General features: G+C 45.4%; 16 protein-coding genes. 9 read left to right on the top strand and 7 right to left on the bottom strand.

The window, feature by feature from the left end; genetic code table 11:
- Positions 1-59: 59 nt before the first annotated feature.
- Genes NI467_RS05905 through truA form a run of 3 tightly spaced genes read left to right on the top strand, consistent with a single transcriptional unit; the run spans position 60 to position 3,205 of the window.
- The gene (locus NI467_RS05905; RefSeq protein WP_253151642.1) at positions 60-1,373 is read left to right on the top strand and encodes a fimbrial protein FimV; all 1,314 of its coding nucleotides are present in this window, start codon (positions 60-62) and stop codon (positions 1,371-1,373) included.
- A gap of 50 nt (positions 1,374-1,423) precedes the next feature.
- Positions 1,424-2,389 carry an asparaginase domain-containing protein gene (locus tag NI467_RS05900; RefSeq protein ID WP_253151758.1) on the top strand — a complete coding sequence of 322 codons (966 nt, stop codon included), beginning with the start codon at positions 1,424-1,426 and terminating at the stop codon, positions 2,387-2,389.
- A gap of 18 nt (positions 2,390-2,407) precedes the next feature.
- Positions 2,408-3,205 carry a tRNA pseudouridine(38-40) synthase TruA gene (truA, locus tag NI467_RS05895; RefSeq protein WP_253151639.1) on the top strand — a complete coding sequence of 266 codons (798 nt, stop codon included), beginning with the start codon at positions 2,408-2,410 and terminating at the stop codon, positions 3,203-3,205.
- A 105-nt stretch (positions 3,206-3,310) separates the two neighbouring features.
- Here truA and NI467_RS05890 read toward each other — a convergent pair whose 3' ends face one another.
- Positions 3,311-4,318: an AraC family transcriptional regulator gene (locus NI467_RS05890; RefSeq protein ID WP_151204010.1), complete on the bottom strand. Its 1,008-nt coding sequence runs from the start codon at positions 4,316-4,318 to the stop codon at positions 3,311-3,313.
- 230 nt (positions 4,319-4,548) lie between these two features.
- Here NI467_RS05890 and infA point away from each other — a divergent pair, with 230 nt between their 5' ends.
- Positions 4,549-4,770 (top strand): translation initiation factor IF-1, encoded by a 222-nt coding sequence (gene infA, locus NI467_RS05885; RefSeq protein ID WP_001284370.1) that lies wholly within the window; start codon positions 4,549-4,551, stop codon positions 4,768-4,770.
- Positions 4,771-5,062: 292 nt separating this feature from the next.
- Entirely contained in the window at positions 5,063-5,482 is a 420-nt protein-coding gene (locus NI467_RS05880; protein WP_253151626.1) for a hypothetical protein, read from the top strand.
- Positions 5,483-5,544: 62 nt separating this feature from the next.
- Here NI467_RS05880 and leuB read toward each other — a convergent pair whose 3' ends face one another.
- The 4 genes from leuB to leuC form a co-directional block, all read right to left on the bottom strand.
- Positions 5,545-6,624: a 3-isopropylmalate dehydrogenase gene (gene leuB, locus NI467_RS05875; RefSeq protein ID WP_253151623.1), complete on the bottom strand. Its 1,080-nt coding sequence runs from the start codon at positions 6,622-6,624 to the stop codon at positions 5,545-5,547.
- Positions 6,625-6,664: 40 nt separating this feature from the next.
- On the bottom strand, positions 6,665-7,228 hold the full coding sequence (locus NI467_RS05870; protein ID WP_151204013.1) for a hypothetical protein: 564 nt from the start codon (positions 7,226-7,228) through the stop codon (positions 6,665-6,667).
- A gap of 86 nt (positions 7,229-7,314) precedes the next feature.
- Positions 7,315-7,965, bottom strand: coding sequence for a 3-isopropylmalate dehydratase small subunit (leuD, locus tag NI467_RS05865; RefSeq protein WP_151207065.1), 651 nt, complete (start codon positions 7,963-7,965; stop codon positions 7,315-7,317).
- 97 nt (positions 7,966-8,062) lie between these two features.
- Positions 8,063-9,496 (bottom strand): 3-isopropylmalate dehydratase large subunit, encoded by a 1,434-nt coding sequence (gene leuC, locus NI467_RS05860; RefSeq protein ID WP_174659230.1) that lies wholly within the window; start codon positions 9,494-9,496, stop codon positions 8,063-8,065.
- A gap of 369 nt (positions 9,497-9,865) precedes the next feature.
- On the opposite strand from leuC, the gene NI467_RS05855 reads away from it, so the two are divergent.
- The 3 genes from NI467_RS05855 to ovoA all read left to right on the top strand — a co-directional run bounded on the left by NI467_RS05855 (position 9,866) and on the right by ovoA (position 13,742).
- Positions 9,866-10,114, top strand: a complete 249-nt coding sequence (locus NI467_RS05855) for a DUF2061 domain-containing protein (RefSeq protein WP_253151756.1) — start codon at positions 9,866-9,868, stop codon at positions 10,112-10,114.
- 427 nt (positions 10,115-10,541) lie between these two features.
- Positions 10,542-11,411 (top strand): LysR family transcriptional regulator, encoded by an 870-nt coding sequence (locus NI467_RS05850; protein ID WP_151204016.1) that lies wholly within the window; start codon positions 10,542-10,544, stop codon positions 11,409-11,411.
- Between the two features lie 147 nt (positions 11,412-11,558).
- Positions 11,559-13,742: a 5-histidylcysteine sulfoxide synthase gene (gene ovoA / locus NI467_RS05845; protein WP_253151621.1), complete on the top strand. Its 2,184-nt coding sequence runs from the start codon at positions 11,559-11,561 to the stop codon at positions 13,740-13,742.
- Between the two features lie 92 nt (positions 13,743-13,834).
- Here the strand turns inward: ovoA and NI467_RS05840 are convergent, their stop codons facing one another.
- Positions 13,835-14,074 (bottom strand): DUF2789 domain-containing protein, encoded by a 240-nt coding sequence (locus NI467_RS05840; RefSeq protein ID WP_151204018.1) that lies wholly within the window; start codon positions 14,072-14,074, stop codon positions 13,835-13,837.
- Positions 14,075-14,237: 163 nt separating this feature from the next.
- A complete protein-coding gene (locus NI467_RS05835) occupies positions 14,238-14,888 on the bottom strand; it encodes an HAD family phosphatase (RefSeq protein WP_253151619.1) in 651 nt (216 codons plus the stop codon).
- Positions 14,889-15,073: 185 nt separating this feature from the next.
- Here NI467_RS05835 and NI467_RS05830 point away from each other — a divergent pair, with 185 nt between their 5' ends.
- The gene (locus NI467_RS05830) at positions 15,074-15,556 is read left to right on the top strand and encodes an RNA pyrophosphohydrolase (protein WP_151204020.1); all 483 of its coding nucleotides are present in this window, start codon (positions 15,074-15,076) and stop codon (positions 15,554-15,556) included.
- Positions 15,557-15,583 lie beyond the last annotated feature (27 nt).

Below are 15,583 nucleotides of genomic sequence, written 5' to 3'. Positions count from 1 at the left end.
GAAGATTTATTTGGAATAGGCGAACACCAACGCTCTTCTATTCTTTAAGGGGTAACAACATGCTGATTTATGTGATTCCATTAGTAATATTGATCATTGTTTTGCTGGTTTTCAAAAAACGGCAAGATGCTCAGGCAGTAGATCAGGCAAAAACCAAAACGGTGAAGGCAAAGAAGCCAGCTACAGCTTCTAAAGTTACCCCGCAAAAAACCAAGGTGGTAGAGCCAGCAACCGCGAAAAAGACGGTTACACCGCTCTCTGACGATACCCGTAAAAAGATTGAAACCCTGATTCAGGAACGGAATTTCTTTTCAGCCGAAGCTAACATTAATCAGGCTTTAAATCGGGATAACTCCCAACATGAACTGTATTTACTGTTGCTTGATATTCATATCTTGCAAAAAGATGAATTTGCGATCTCTCAACTGATTAACCATATTCGCTCTTTAGAGCTGGATGATATTTTAACCCAAGCTGAAGCTAAGCAAAGTGAATATGCAAAAGCAGCAAATGCTGTTCAAGAAACTATTGATTTTCAAAGCGTGCAGCCACAAACTGTGACAGCACAGGATAATGCAGCGGCTCAGAGTGCCTTTGATAGTCTGGTTGCTCCAACACCCTCTAATGAGCAGGCATTTGACCAGTTACAGCAGGAATTACAGCCAGGTACACCGGCCGTCGCTCCTAAACCTGTACCCGACATCCAACCTCTGGAATTTAACTTTGAACCTGCTATTGCTGCGGCTAAAACCCTGCCAGTAGAAGACACACCTGCACCAGCAGCCAATAGCTTAGATTTTAACTTTCAAGATGCGGCTCCAGTTGAAGATATTAAGAGCACACCAGAAGCAGCAAGCGAACCAGCACCCGGTCTGGACTTTAAATTGGAGCTTGAACCTGCGGCAAATGTAGAGCCGACAGTGGTTACGCCATCGAATGAAGAGATTCAACCTTTAGATTTCTCTTTCTCATTGGATACACCTGCGACAGAAGCTGAAAAAACTACTGAAGCGCAGGTTGAATTTGACCTGTCAAACCTGACGACTCCTGTTGCAAGCGAAGTACCTGCGGAAACCTCTGGGCTGGACTTTAAATTCGATAACCCTGAGTCTGAAAAGCCAGTACCGGCTGCGACAGTAATTAATTTTGAAACTCCTGCTCCAGCTGTAACAGATCAAGGTGATCCACTGGTACAATCGTTCCCGGAATTAAGTGAGGTGAATGAAGCCGAGTTGAATCTCGAACTTGCCGAGCAATATATTCAATTAGGCGCTTATGCAGCCGCACGTGAAGTCATTGCAGAATCTGAAAATGAATACAGTCCTGAACAGCAGCAGCAGGCTGAGCAGTTACTGAATAGAATCGCTTCTTAAAATATTTCGATTTACACTAAAGCAGTCAGATTTGGCTGCTTTTTTTTATGATGAAAAATAATATTGCATTAATTTATATGGGCGGTACTTTCGGATGTGTGGGCGATCCGCTTGCTCCCATGTCGGCTGAGCTTTTCCTGCCTAAGCTTGAGCATCTACTGCATCAAGACTATGCCGTACAATGCTATCGTGCACCCGTCATTAAAGACAGTAGCGCCTGTACAGCCGCAGACTGGCTGCAACTGGTACAGTTCATTCAAGAGCTGCAATTACAGGAAATCCAGTATTTTATCGTTATTCATGGCACAGACACGCTCAGTTATGCCAGTGCTGTGCTGGCCCATTGTCTGGCCCAGTCCGCGCATGTGATATTGACCGGCAGCCAGTATCCCCTGCTCAATGTTCAGGGAGATGCGATCCGCGAATTTAGTGATGCTTTAGACAACCTGAGATTTGCCTTAGAGTCAGTGCTTCAGTCCCCCCCGGGAGTTTATCTGGCCTTTCACCAACAACTGCTGCACGCGCAAACAGCATTAAAACAACATACCACCGAACTGAATGCGTTTACCGGCTTAAAGTCGCATATTCCCCTTCAGCCTTCACAGCAAGTGTATCGGGTCACCCTTCAGAATATTGAAAAAGCTGCCGGCTTTAACTGCATGAGCATCATGATGCAGCCGATTGATTTAAGTCAGCAGTTAGCTAATCTGCGTAACCTTCTGCAACGGCCTCCGCATTTTCTGTTCCTGCAGGGCTTTGGAACAGGCAACCTGGCCGTAAACCAGGCTCTGGTTGCGCTTATTGATCAACTTTATGCACAAGGCTGTATTTCGGTACTCACCACCCAGGTCCCATTTGGCGCGACCGACCAGCGCTATGCCATTGCCGAATGGGTCCATGAATGCCAGATTTTACTCAATGACAGTTATGGACATGCCGATCTGTATGCAAAAGCCCTGAAAATGTATTTACAATACGAGACTGTAGAACAATGGCATCGCCATTGGTACGATTAGTCAGGGTTTGAGGTCTATATGCAACGTTTTGCAGTCGGGATTGAGTTTTCTGGAGCCAACTATCGGGGGTGGCAAACGCAGCAGCCGGGCGTAGCTAGTGTGCAGGAAACTATTGAAAAAGTACTCTCGAAAGTCGCCAATGAACCTGTCACTTTGCATGGTGCGGGTCGCACAGATGCCGGAGTACATGCCACAAATCTGGTTGCGCATTTTGATAGCTGTGCAATACGCTCTCTTCATGGCTGGCTACGTGGCTGTAACAGCCAGCTTCCAAAAGATATTTCGATCCAGTGGATCAAAGAAATGGATCAAAATTTTCATGCGCGCTTTAAGGCCCAAGCCCGCCGTTATCGTTATATTGTCTACAATCATCCCGTACGTCCCGCCTTGCTGCATAAGCAGGTGACCCATATTTACGATGCGCTGGATGTAGACAAGATGGTACAGGCTGCAACGAAGTTTGAAGGCACGCATAATTTTGAAAGCTTTCGTGCCGCCGCCTGTCAATCCAGGCAGCCAGTCCGCCATGTCAGTCATTGCCGTCTGATCCGGCATGGTCTTTATCTGGTCCTTGATATTCAGGCCGATGGCTTCCTGCACCATATGGTGCGTAATATCATGGGCTGTTTACTGGAAATTGGTCAGGGCATGTATGATATTGACCATATTGATAGCATTTTCGCAGCTGAAGACCGTAAAGCTGCTGGGATTACCGCTGCCCCGGATGGTCTATATTTTATCCAGGCTGAATATCCGCAACAGTTTAATTTGCCCCAGGTTCCTTTAGGGCCGCATTGGCTTAACCTGCCAAAATAATCTTAAAAATTTTGACCTTCCCTAATCCTTCCTATCAGCAACTGCATGCCGGTCAAAATAAAGCAATAAAAATCCCTCATGTTAGGAGGGACTTAGGGAGGTAACTTAACGCTGTTTGCGCTTGCGATATTCTACTGGGGTCTCATTGGTCCAGCGTTTAAAAGCCCGATAGAATGTACTCGGCTCTGAAAATCCGGTCAGATAGACAATCCGTTCAACACTTTCATTGGTGCCAGCGAGCAAACGTTTGGCCAGACGACAGCGATAATCTGAAAGAATCTGCTGAAAGCTGGTATTGGCTTCACTGAGCTGGGTTCGCAAACGGCGTGGCGTAATATTCAGCTGTGCTGCCACGGTTTCCAAAGTGGTTTCGCCACTTTCCAGGGTAGAGCCAATCGCACGACGTACTTCCCCCACCAGATCATAGCGTGCCAGTTCTTGCAACTTTTCAATGGCTAACTGCTCATGCAACTGTAACAGTTCCGGTTCTGCCTGCCACAGTGGATAATCGAGAATACTTGGATCAAAATATAATCGGGTTTCTTTTTGTCCTAGGCTGACCGGACATTCATAAACACGGAAATATTCATCATCGGTTGCCCCTCTGGAAAAGTTAAAGTCGATATAAATCGGTTCAAAGCGTCCTTCTGTAATAAATTTAAAGAAGCGCAGCACGCCTGACATCGCACATTCGGTAAAATGCCGGTTAACCAGACTTTCTGGAAAACGCTGTTCTCCATTACTCAGATAGCAGCGATCATCCTCAATGACCAGTTTAGCATCAAAGGCATCACTGATCAGACGCTGATAGGCCAGTGCCCGCTTAAGCCCTTCGCCAAAGTTTTCAGAAGAGATAAACAGATGTTCAATCACTTGCCCTCGATAAAGCGGTAAATGCTCCCCCAGATGTAAGCCGATATCTGGATCCTTACTGACTTCTTCTGCGGCAACCCAGAAGGCATACTGAGCACTTAATGGAGTACGATCATTGGCCTCCACCTGATTTAAAGCCACTCCGGCTTTGCTCAGAAGCTCTTCTGTAGGTAACCCTGCACGACGAATTGCCTGATAACCTAAACGCAATACGACGGATGCATCCGTTAGCTGACTCACTCAAAAACCTTCCTTGTATGTACTTCATTTATACTTAAAAAGATTAAAATTAGATTAACTGCGATTGACCAAACTGACAACACAAACTCGCATTTTTTTAGTTAAAACTTTTGTACACTGCTTTGCTTGTTTTACTGACAGATGATCAGTCTACCACCCGTTTCATCTTGCTTTTCGCAAAAAAATTGCCTATAATTTGCGCCTTTCCAATTTATTCATTCAGGTAGGCTATGGCCAATAAAGAGGAACTCATCGAGTTCGAAGGCGTTGTCACCGAGACGCTTCCTAATACTATGTTCCGTGTACGTTTAGAGAACGGTCACGAAGTGATTGCCCACATTTCAGGTAAAATGCGTAAACACTATATTCGTATTTTGACTGGCGATAGTGTGAAGGTAGAAATGACTCCTTATGATTTGACTAAGGGTCGTATCACTTATCGTGCACGCTAAGTTTGAGCGGAAGCAAAAAGCCACTTTTTAGTGGCTTTTTTTGTCCCTGATGACTCTTTTTATACCTGTTATATCTGAAAAATTTTGCCGAATCTCTAGAGCACCTCAATGCTTTCTATTAAATCTCCACCCATTTAAAAACTATAAAACCAATAGTTGGCCCTGATTGCTCTAAAGCCAGCTCAGCATTTGCCTAAACGCCAGATGATGCAATTGGCCGTCTGCCAAATTACAACAATACCGCTTCCCAACTTTACTATAATTTTCATATCGCCCTGATGGGAGTGAAATTATGTTATTTGCTTATCCAAAGGCAGCCAACTCGCTTGGCTTATTCACTGCTCTGCTATTCTCCTTGAGCGCCTGCACTTCTCCTCTCAGCAGCTCTCAAATAGATCGGGAAGCTTATCTACAGAGCTTTATTGGGCAAAGTAGCGAGCTGATTGACCAAAATCTGGACTTGAAACGTTTAGGCTATCAGCAGATCAGCGAGCCGCATCTGAGCGAGCAACAACTCAGCTATATTGTACAGCGTCCCCTCACGATTCCTTTACCCATTGCCCAGTTTCCAGCAGCAGGCACAGGCGCTGTCCCAATACCGACCAATATCAGCCCTGTGACTGGTTATGATGTCAATCTGCAATGCAAGATCAGCTTTCTGCTTAAAAACAATATTGCCACTGCAGTTCGTACTACTGGCCGCACCTGCTGACAGGTTAAATCTGAGTACATAAAAAACGCAGCTCAAGCTGCGTTTTTTTCACCCTATCTGATTTAGTTCAAGGCAGCGACGACAGCTTGGCCCATTTCCACTGTACCCACTCTCTGCATGCCTTCAGACATGATATCAGTCGTACGCAGACCTTGATCCAGTACATTACCAACCGCATCTTCAATGGCTTTTGCCGCCTCTTCTGCACGGAAGGTGTACCGTAGCATCATCGCCACAGACAGAATAGTCGCTAAGGGGTTAGCAATATTCTGACCCGCAATATCAGGCGCCGAACCATGACAAGGCTCATACATCCCTTTGCCGTTTTCATCCAAGGATGCCGATGGCAACATACCGATTGAACCAGTCAGCATCGCGGCTTCATCAGACAGGATGTCACCAAACAGGTTCCCGGTCACGATCACATCAAACTGTTTTGGCGCACGTACCAGTTGCATGGCGGCATTATCGACATACATATGTGAAAGGTTGATATTTGGATAGTGTTCTTCTTTCAATGCCGTAACAGTTTGCTTCCAAAGCTCGGTGACTTCCAGCACGTTGGCTTTATCTACCGAACACACTTTACCGCCACGTAAACTGGCCATTTCAAATGCAACTTTGGCAATACGCTTGATTTCAGATTCTGAATAGACATCAGTGTTATACCCCTGCTTCTCGCCATTTTCCAATTCACGGATACCACGTGGCTGACCGAAGTAAATACCACCAGTCAATTCGCGTACGATCAGAATATCCAGACCTGCCACAATCTCAGGCTTTAAACTTGAAGCATCAGCCAGTTGCGGATAAAGAATCGCTGGACGCAGGTTGGCAAATAAATTCAGTTCACTGCGTAATTTTAACAGGCCACGTTCAGGACGGATCGAGCGTTCAATGTTATCCCATTGAGGACCACCCACTGCACCCAGCAAAATCGCATCGGCTTTTTTGGCCTGCTCAGAGGTTACTTCCGGATAAGGCGAACCATGCGCATCGATCGCAGCACCACCGAGTAAGCCCTGTTCCCATGTTAAACCCAGATTAAATTTTTCATTAACTCGTGTCAGCACTTGCTCTGCGGCTTTTACGATTTCAGGACCAATACCGTCACCAGCTAAAATCAAAATTTGTTTAGACATGAGATTTTCCATTTATAGGGTCAGGCAGGTGCCTGAGGGGTTAAATTTTTCTTTCTACAAACTCTGCAATCCCGGTGACTGCGTTATAAGGTTTGCAAAAACGACGAATTGTTTTCTGCTCCTGTAGTAAATCCACACAAAGCGGATCTGGTGCAGAGGCATTTAATAAACTTTTATTGTGTGCTTTACGCTCACGATACATTTTAAAGGTATAGTTCTGGTTGGCCTTGAAACGCTGGAACAGGTGCAGGGTTTCGGCCTTATCCTTGCTAATCGGATAAAAACGTACCACCAGTTCATGCTGTCCTGCAGGTACCGATAAATAAATCGGGTTCGCCTGCTTCAGGTTTTCGGCCTGCAAGCGCACCAGATTCTGCTTCATCGCTTCGGCACTGATTCGGCCATTGCCGGCATGGACAATCGGGGTTTCATTCCAACGCTCAAACTGACAGTCCGATGTTCCAGCACAGTAAATCCGGGCATGGGATGGATTTGGCGTATTATCCTGTCCATGCTTGAGTTTCAGGGTATCGATACTTTGACACGCGCCCAACAGCATCGATACTGCAGTTAAAGCAAGCCACTGTTTCCAATCATTTGCCATAAGATCTGTCTTACCCATCAAAAAACTCAATAATCTTTTGATATTAGCAAGGGTCAAGCAGTCATGCCATGATAATTTTTACTGTTTTATGGCTGAATTTCAGCAAATACCCATGGACGTGATTGCTTGGTTTTTTCTTCATAGGCACGAATATCATCTGCTGCCTGTAAAGTTAAACCAATATCATCCAAACCATTCAACAAACAATGCTTGCGGAATGGATCAACTTCAAATTTAAAAGCCTCACCCGCTGGGGTACGAACTTCCTGCGCTTCCAGATCAATGGTCAACCGATAACCTTCGCTCGCCGCACATTCTTTAAATAATTGATCTACAATTTCTTCAGACAAAATGACCGGCAACATGCCATTTTTAAAGCTGTTATTAAAGAAAATATCAGCATAGCTTGGTGCAATCACGGTGCGGAAACCATACTCTTCCAAAGCCCAGGGTGCATGTTCACGACTTGAACCACACCCAAAGTTAGCCCGAGAAATTAAGATCGTTGCACCTTGATAACGCGGCTGGTTCAACACAAAATCTGGATTGATAGGACGTTTTGAATTGTCTTGACCCGGATAGCCTTCATCCAGATAACGTAATTCATCAAATAAGTTATCGCCAAAACCTGTACGTTTGATCGATTTCAAAAACTGCTTTGGAATGATTAAATCGGTATCCACATTGGCACGGTCTAATGGTGCAACGATACCTTGTTCAACGGTATATTTTTTCATGATTATTTCCCAATGAATCCGTAACCTCTCCCTCATCCTCTCCTCACCTAAGAGGGTATTCCTTCTCCCTCAGGGAAGGTTGGAATGAGGACTTAAATTAGAATGAACGCACATCCACAAAGTGACCGGCAATGGCGGCAGCAGCGGCCATCGCTGGACTCACCAGATGAGTACGACCGCCATTGCCCTGACGACCTTCGAAGTTACGGTTAGAGGTGGACGCACAATGTTCACCCGGTTGCAATTTGTCAGCATTCATTGCCAAACACATTGAACACCCCGGTTCGCGCCATTCAAAGCCCGCTTCAATCAAGATTTTGTCCAAACCTTCAGCTTCAGCTTGGGCTTTGACCAAACCAGAACCAGGAACCACCATGGCCTGTTTAATGCTACTGGCCACTCTTTTGCCTTTCGCAACTTCAGCGGCTGCACGAATATCTTCAATACGCGAGTTGGTACAAGAACCAATAAACACACGGTCTAATTGAATATCCGCCAAGGCTTGACCTGCGGTTAAACCCATATAGTTATATGCACGGGTCCAGTCATTGCGTTGCACCTCATCTCTGGCCTGTTCCAACGTTGGAACAGCAGCAGACACAGGAATCACCATTTCAGGAGAAGTTCCCCATGATACTTGTGGTTCAATCTCTTCGCCTTGTAACACGACTACTGTGTCAAAGTGCGCACCTTCATCAGAATGCAAGGTATTCCAATACGCAACTGCAGCATCCCACTGTTCGCCTTTCGGTGCATAAGGACGGCCTTTCACATATTCAATCGTTTTGTCATCGACAGCCACCATACCCACACGCGCCCCGCCTTCAATGGCCATGTTACAGACTGTCATACGACCTTCCATGGACATATCACGGAACACTTGACCGCCAAATTCAATCGCGTGACCCGTACCGCCCGCGGTCCCAATTTTACCAATAATGGCCAAGACCACGTCTTTCGGGGTAACGCCCTGACCCAACTTGCCGTCCACGCGGACCAGCATGTTCTTCATTTTCTTTTGAACCAAGCACTGGGTAGCCAATACATGTTCAACTTCTGAAGTTCCAATGCCATGAGCCAAACAGCCGAATGCGCCATGTGTTGCAGTATGCGAGTCACCACAGACCACCGTCATCCCCGGCAAGGTCAATCCCTGTTCTGGACCGACAACGTGAGCAATCCCTTGGCGAATATCGTTAATATCAAACTGCACCACATTAAAGGTCTTACAGTTATCATCCAAGGTTTGGACCTGAATACGTGAAGTATCATCTTCAATCCCGGCAATTCCTTCAGAACGTTCTTTGGTTGAGGTCGGAACGTTATGGTCAGGAGTCGCCACGTTGGCACTTAAACGCCAAGGCTTACGGCCCGCAAGCTGCAAGCCTTCAAATGCCTGTGGAGAAGTCACTTCATGCAATAAATGGCGGTCGATATACAGTAATGCAGAGCCATCATCTCGTTGTTTTACTAAATGGTCATCCCACAATTTGTCATACAAAGTCTTTGCTTTTTGGTTGTCGCCTGCCATGTCGATGTGCTCCACTGGACTGGGTAATTCTTTCATTGATATTGATTATAACCACGTTTTTACATAAATCTAATTTATCGTTTTTATTAATTAAAAAACCTTTTGGAATATTTTAAATCTGTTTTACTCAGCGCCTGATCTGCTTAAACGCAAAGATTTTAAGTAGGTTTTCAGGAGTTTCCCTGCCTTTATACTCTTATTCTCCCCCTAGTTTGCTTTCTATTTTCCGTATGGATTTAGCTGTTTTCTACTCCCTTCATTTTCTGTAAAAACCATCATTCAATAAACCAATAATCATCAATCAGAATTTCTTTTTTACTTTTTAAATGATAATAATTATCATTTAGTGAATTCCAATCTTTAGTGGTGATCGTTATGGCTCGCATTCAACATTTTATCCACAGCAACCAGCGTATTTTCAAAAAGACCTTAAGTTATTACCTCATGCACATTACGGTCGCCATGCTCGTTACTTATGTAGTCACCGGCAATGTCTGGATGGCAATCACTCTCAGCTTACTTGAACCGACTGTGCAAGCCTTTGCTTTCTTCTTTCATGAACAGATATGGAATCGAAAAGGCCAGAAACAAGCACCCACGCAAGACATTAAAGCTTAAGCCTAGTCCAGAGTAGTTGTGAGCTGGAGGTGCCAATCGCCACCACCTCTGCCACAACTACTGCAACAACGGTCACAACGACTCATGGCAAATGCTGAATTGTGACAATGTTCATGGAGAGCGTCCGCTAAAGAAGATCAATTGCTCCTCGATATTTTTGAAAGTTCAGCCAGATCATCTCAAAAACCACCCCTCAGCCAAATATAGAGCAGTGGATGGATGCACAGGCAGATGTCTCTTATCGAGAGGATTATAGGAATCTTGCAGACTTGTCCCAATGCGCTGAGAAAAAGTTTATTTATTAAAAAATACTCAAATATGAACAAGCTGGCCAATTAATTTTAAATTTACATAATTTCACTTTGATTTATTCCCAAATAATTACAATAATAAAATTAAGCATGAAAATTCTTTATAGGTAATCAAAATGAATCTCGCAGCCTTTGAAGCCTTTGTAAAAGTTATGGAAACCGGCTCAATTTCCCTAGCTGCAGATCAGCTTTTTATTACCCAGCCTGCCGTGACCAAACGTATTCATAGTTTGGAAGACTATTTTGGGGTCAAGCTGTTTGAGTCTGCTGGCCGCGGCGTACAGGCCACCCATGCCGCCCATTCATTGCTGCCTAAAGTCAAAAACTGGCTGAACGAGCTGGGAGATATTCATTATACCCTGAGTCATGAACAGGGTCAGATACAGGGAAAATTAAAGATTGGCACCAGCCATCATATTGGCCTACATCATCTGCCGAGCCATTTACGTAACTATGTGCAGCAGTATCCGGATGTCACTCTGGATGTACATTTTGTCGATTCTGAACAGGCGCATGAACAGGTGATTGCCGGTGACCTGGAGCTGGCCTTTCTCACCTTGCCGCCGCGTGGCAATGAACGCCTGAACTATGTCACCATCTGGAATGATCCTCTGGTTTTTGTGGCAGCCCCGTTTCATCCTCTGGCCCAGCAAAAAAAACTGAGTCTGGAGGATTTACTCAATTACCCAAGCCTGTTGCCCTCTTCACAGACCTATACCTCGCAGATCACGCTGGCCGAGTTTGAAAAACGCGGTATCAAACCTAAAGTTACCATGAGCAACAACCCACTGGAATCGATCCGCATGCTGGTATCCATCGGGCTGGGCTGGTCAGTTTTACCCAAAACCCTGGTCAATCATGATTTGCAGCAACTGGATATTAATCTGCAAATGAACCGCAGTCTGGGCATGGTCTGGCATCCGGGCCGGACCCAGTCCAAAGCGGCGGAAGCCCTGGTACAGCTGATGCAAAATCCTGCGCTCTAAATCTGACTCTGCTCTGCTGCATCTATGGCGATGCAGCATTTTGTTACCGAATACCTCGCATCTCATGATGGCTTTAGAGTACTTTTAAGATAAACAAATTCATTTAATACAATGAATACTTAAAATGTATTTGAAGGGACGGACCGGATGCAGCTTCATTCTTATTCCAAAACCTTATCTGCTACGGCACAAGACAGAACTGATGAGGCTGAGCTGTGGCAGTCTCTCAGGCCCAGCCTCAAACCTACGCCGCATCTTGACTTTAAAGATGAGCACAGCGCGCGCAAGGTCTTGCGTGAGTATTTTCTGAATACTTTCGATACCTATGAGCAGTTATTTGACTGTCTAAAAAATGATGAAGCCTATTATCATAAACCCATCTCTTTACGCCATCCGCTGATTTTTTATTTTGGTCATACGGCGACTTTTTTCATTAATAAATTATTATTGGCCAAACTTGTCCAGGAACGCCTGAATCCACGCTTTGAAAGCCTTTTCGCTATTGGGGTCGATGAAATGAGCTGGGATGATCTGGATGAGCAGAATTATGATTGGCCAAGTGTGCAGGCCGTTCGTGATTACCGGCATCAGGTTCGCGCCCTGATCCTGAATATTCTGGAGCATGCACCCTTAACGCTTCCCCTGAACTGGCAACATCCCTGGTGGACTATCCTCATGGGGATTGAGCATGAGCGTATTCATCTGGAAACCTCATCGGTGCTGATTCGCCAGCATCAATTACACTATGTGCAAAACCATCCGTTGTGGCGTGCCAATGTGATCACCGGCATTGCTCCCGAAAACCGCCTGCTGGCCGTCCCTGCTGGACTGGTCATTTTAGATAAAGATTTTCACAGTCCCTTTTATGGCTGGGACAATGAATATGGCCATCATCATGCCGACATTCCAGCCTTTGAGGCGGCGCAATATCTGGTGTCGAATCAGGAATTCTTAGAGTTTGTCGAAGCAGACGGCTATCAATATCCCGATTACTGGAGTGAAGAAGGACAGCAATGGTTAGAATTTTCTCAGGCGACCCATCCCACCTTCTGGGTCAAGACTGAACTTGGCTGGTCCCTGCGGCTGATGCTGGAAGAGGTTCCCATGCCTTGGGACTGGCCGGTAGAGGTAAATTATCATGAAGCCAAAGCTTTCTGTCAGTGGAAATCGCAGCAGCTCGATCAGCCGATTCGTCTGCCCACCGAGGATGAATGGTATCGGCTCTATACTGTGTCGGGTCTGGACCCGACTCTACCGAGTCCGGCACAGGCCAATATCGAACTGAAATATGCACCGCACTCCTGCCCGGTTGATCAGTTTCAGCAGGGCGATTTTTATGATGTTCAGGGCAACGTCTGGCAATGGACCGAAACTGCCATTTATCCGTTTGAAGGCTTTCAGGTACATCCTTTTTATGATGATTTTAGTACCCCTACTTTTGATGGCCAGCATCACCTGATTAAAGGCGGCTCTTGGATTTCAGCCGGAAATGAGGCCTTACACAGTTCACGTTATGCCTTTAGACGGCATTTTTTCCAGCATGCCGGTTTTCGTTATGTGGCAGCCACGGATGCCTTACCACAATTCCAGTCGCAGTATGAAAGTGATCAGCTGGTCTCGCAATATCTGGAATTCCAGTATGGCGCTGATTATTTCAATGTTTCCAATTTTGCCCAGACGCTGGTCAATCTGGCGCGTCCTTATTTCCAAGCCACGCCCTGCCACAAAGCACTTGATGTCGGCTGTGCCACCGGACGTGCCAGCTTTGAACCGGCACGTGATTTTGATCAGGTCACCGGGCTGGACTTTTCCGCACGGTTTATCCAGATGGGCGTAAAACTGATTCAGGAAGATCGCCTGCACTACCGCATTCCAGTCGAAGGTGACCTGATGGAGGATAAAAGCTTTAGCTTAAAGGAACTAGGACTGGCGCAGCACAAATCCAGAGTTGAATTCTTCCAGGCCGATGCCTGTAATCTGAAACCGCATTTTAAAGAATATGATTTTATTCTGGCTGCCAATCTGCTGGACCGCCTGCATCATCCCAAAGCCTTCCTGAAGGAGATTTATAAACGCCTGAATATTGGTGGAATCCTGTTGCTGAGTTCGCCCTATACCTGGATAGAAGACCATACGGCGCGCAGTGAATGGCTGGGTGGTTTTTTACAAGATGGAAAAGCCTTAACCACACTCGAAGGAATTTCGGCGCTTCTCAATGAACATTTTGAGCTGCTGGCTGAACCGCAGGATGTGCCCTTTGTCATTCGTGAAACTGCACGTAAATATCAGCACAGTCTGGCGCAGCTCACGATCTGGAAACGCACCCATTAATCTAGTCCAAGACCAGGAATTTTTAGTAAAAATTAAAAAAAGAGGAAGATACCAGGTCTTCCTCTTTTTTCTTTCTAAGCCCTTAGAATGGCTTAGCGGGTTGTTTCATGTAAGGATTCATTGAGCTGGTCGACTACAATCGCCCATTCTCCATCCGATGCAATTTTTTCTGTCAGAAACTGACGTTGAGCTTCATTCCAGAAAGGAGCTTCCAGTAAGGTCAGATCTTTATGTAACTGGTGCTCGTGAATAAATTTGGCAATTCCTTCTTCACTTGAATCCAGACCTAACTGTGCAAATAAGTGTGTCATACGCGGTCGAACTAGAGTCATATTCAGCACCTCAGCTTTTGCTATTGTTATCATGTTATGGCTATTTTGTGTCCCTGAGCATAGCATGTTTGTTCCGGCACGCGCAGCCTAAAAAGTACTGCGACTTTCGTCCTAGTGGGCATAAAAAAGCACAACCGGCGTTGTGCTGTAGCACTACAATAAATTAAATTGACCAGTCCTGAATGTCCCAGCCCTGCTCAATGGCAAGCGCTTTCAGACGATCATCCGGATTGACAGCAATGGCATGATCAGCATACTCCAGCAGAAAACGGTCATTAATCGAATCAGAATAGGCCCACGACTCTTGCACCTGACGGCCTGCCAGCCACTGATCCAGACGTGCCAGCTTGCCTTGCTGATAGCAGGCAATATTAATCACCTTGCCGGTATATTTACCCTCCACCCTTTCAGCATTGGTGGCAATAATCTCGCTAATGCCAAACTCTTGGAAAATAGGCGCGGTAATAAAGTCCGACGTCGCGGTAATTCCCACAATTTCATGGCCAGCCTCCTTATGACGCTGAATGGCTTTAAAACCCTCTGGGCGCATTTGCGGGCGAATCACTTTTTGCATGAACAATTGATGTAATTCGGTCAGATAATCCTGCTCATGTTGGGTTAGAAACTGGAATACAAATTCGTTATAGGCAATCGGGTCCAGCTGGCCTTTTTTATAATCTTCATAAAATTTATCGTTTATGGCGCGATGCTGAACTGGATCAACCAGACCTTCATGAACCAAAAACTCTCCCCAAGAATGATCTGAATCAGTATTTAACAAGGTGTGATCGAGATCAAATAGTGCCAATTTCATGAAAATACTCGTAAAAACTGAAATTTAAGAAAAAATTTGTAAATCTATCTCCGCTAGTCGATAGAAATTCGTTAAGATCATAACAATTTTAACATTTTTAAACTTTGCTTTTTGTGTGCAGGATAAAGAAATAAACATCCCCCAGAAGCAAAGGCATAAATTAAACAAATTTTTTAGGTAGCCAAATGATCGACTCTGAAGGTTTCCGACCGAATGTCGGGATCATTTTGGCAAACGATGCTGGACAGGTTTTATGGGCAAAACGCATTGGTCATAATGCATGGCAATTTCCACAAGGCGGGATCCAATTTGGAGAAACCCCCGAGCAGGCACTCTATCGTGAGCTGAGAGAAGAAGTTGGCTTACTGCCTGAACATGTCCAAATAGTTGCGCAAACCAAAGGCTGGTTGCGTTATCGTTTGCCACACCGCTATATACGTACGGATTCAGATCCGGTATGTATCGGTCAAAAGCAAAAGTGGTTTTTACTCAAATTGACGGCGCCGGTACAGCACATTCAGTTGAACCTGTCCGACCCACCAGAATTTGATCAGTGGCAATGGGTCAGTTATTGGTATCCATTGGGCCAGGTCGTGAATTTTAAACGTGATGTTTATCGCAAGGCAATGATCGAGTTGTGCCAGCAGCTCCCACAGCAAAAACCTTAAAAAATCGCATCAATATGCAGATTTTTT

The sequence above is a fragment of the Acinetobacter sp. S4397-1 genome (assembly GCF_024129285.1).
Classification (GTDB): domain Bacteria; phylum Pseudomonadota; class Gammaproteobacteria; order Pseudomonadales; family Moraxellaceae; genus Acinetobacter; species Acinetobacter lwoffii_C.
This window is presented reverse-complemented; position numbering and strand designations above follow the sequence as displayed.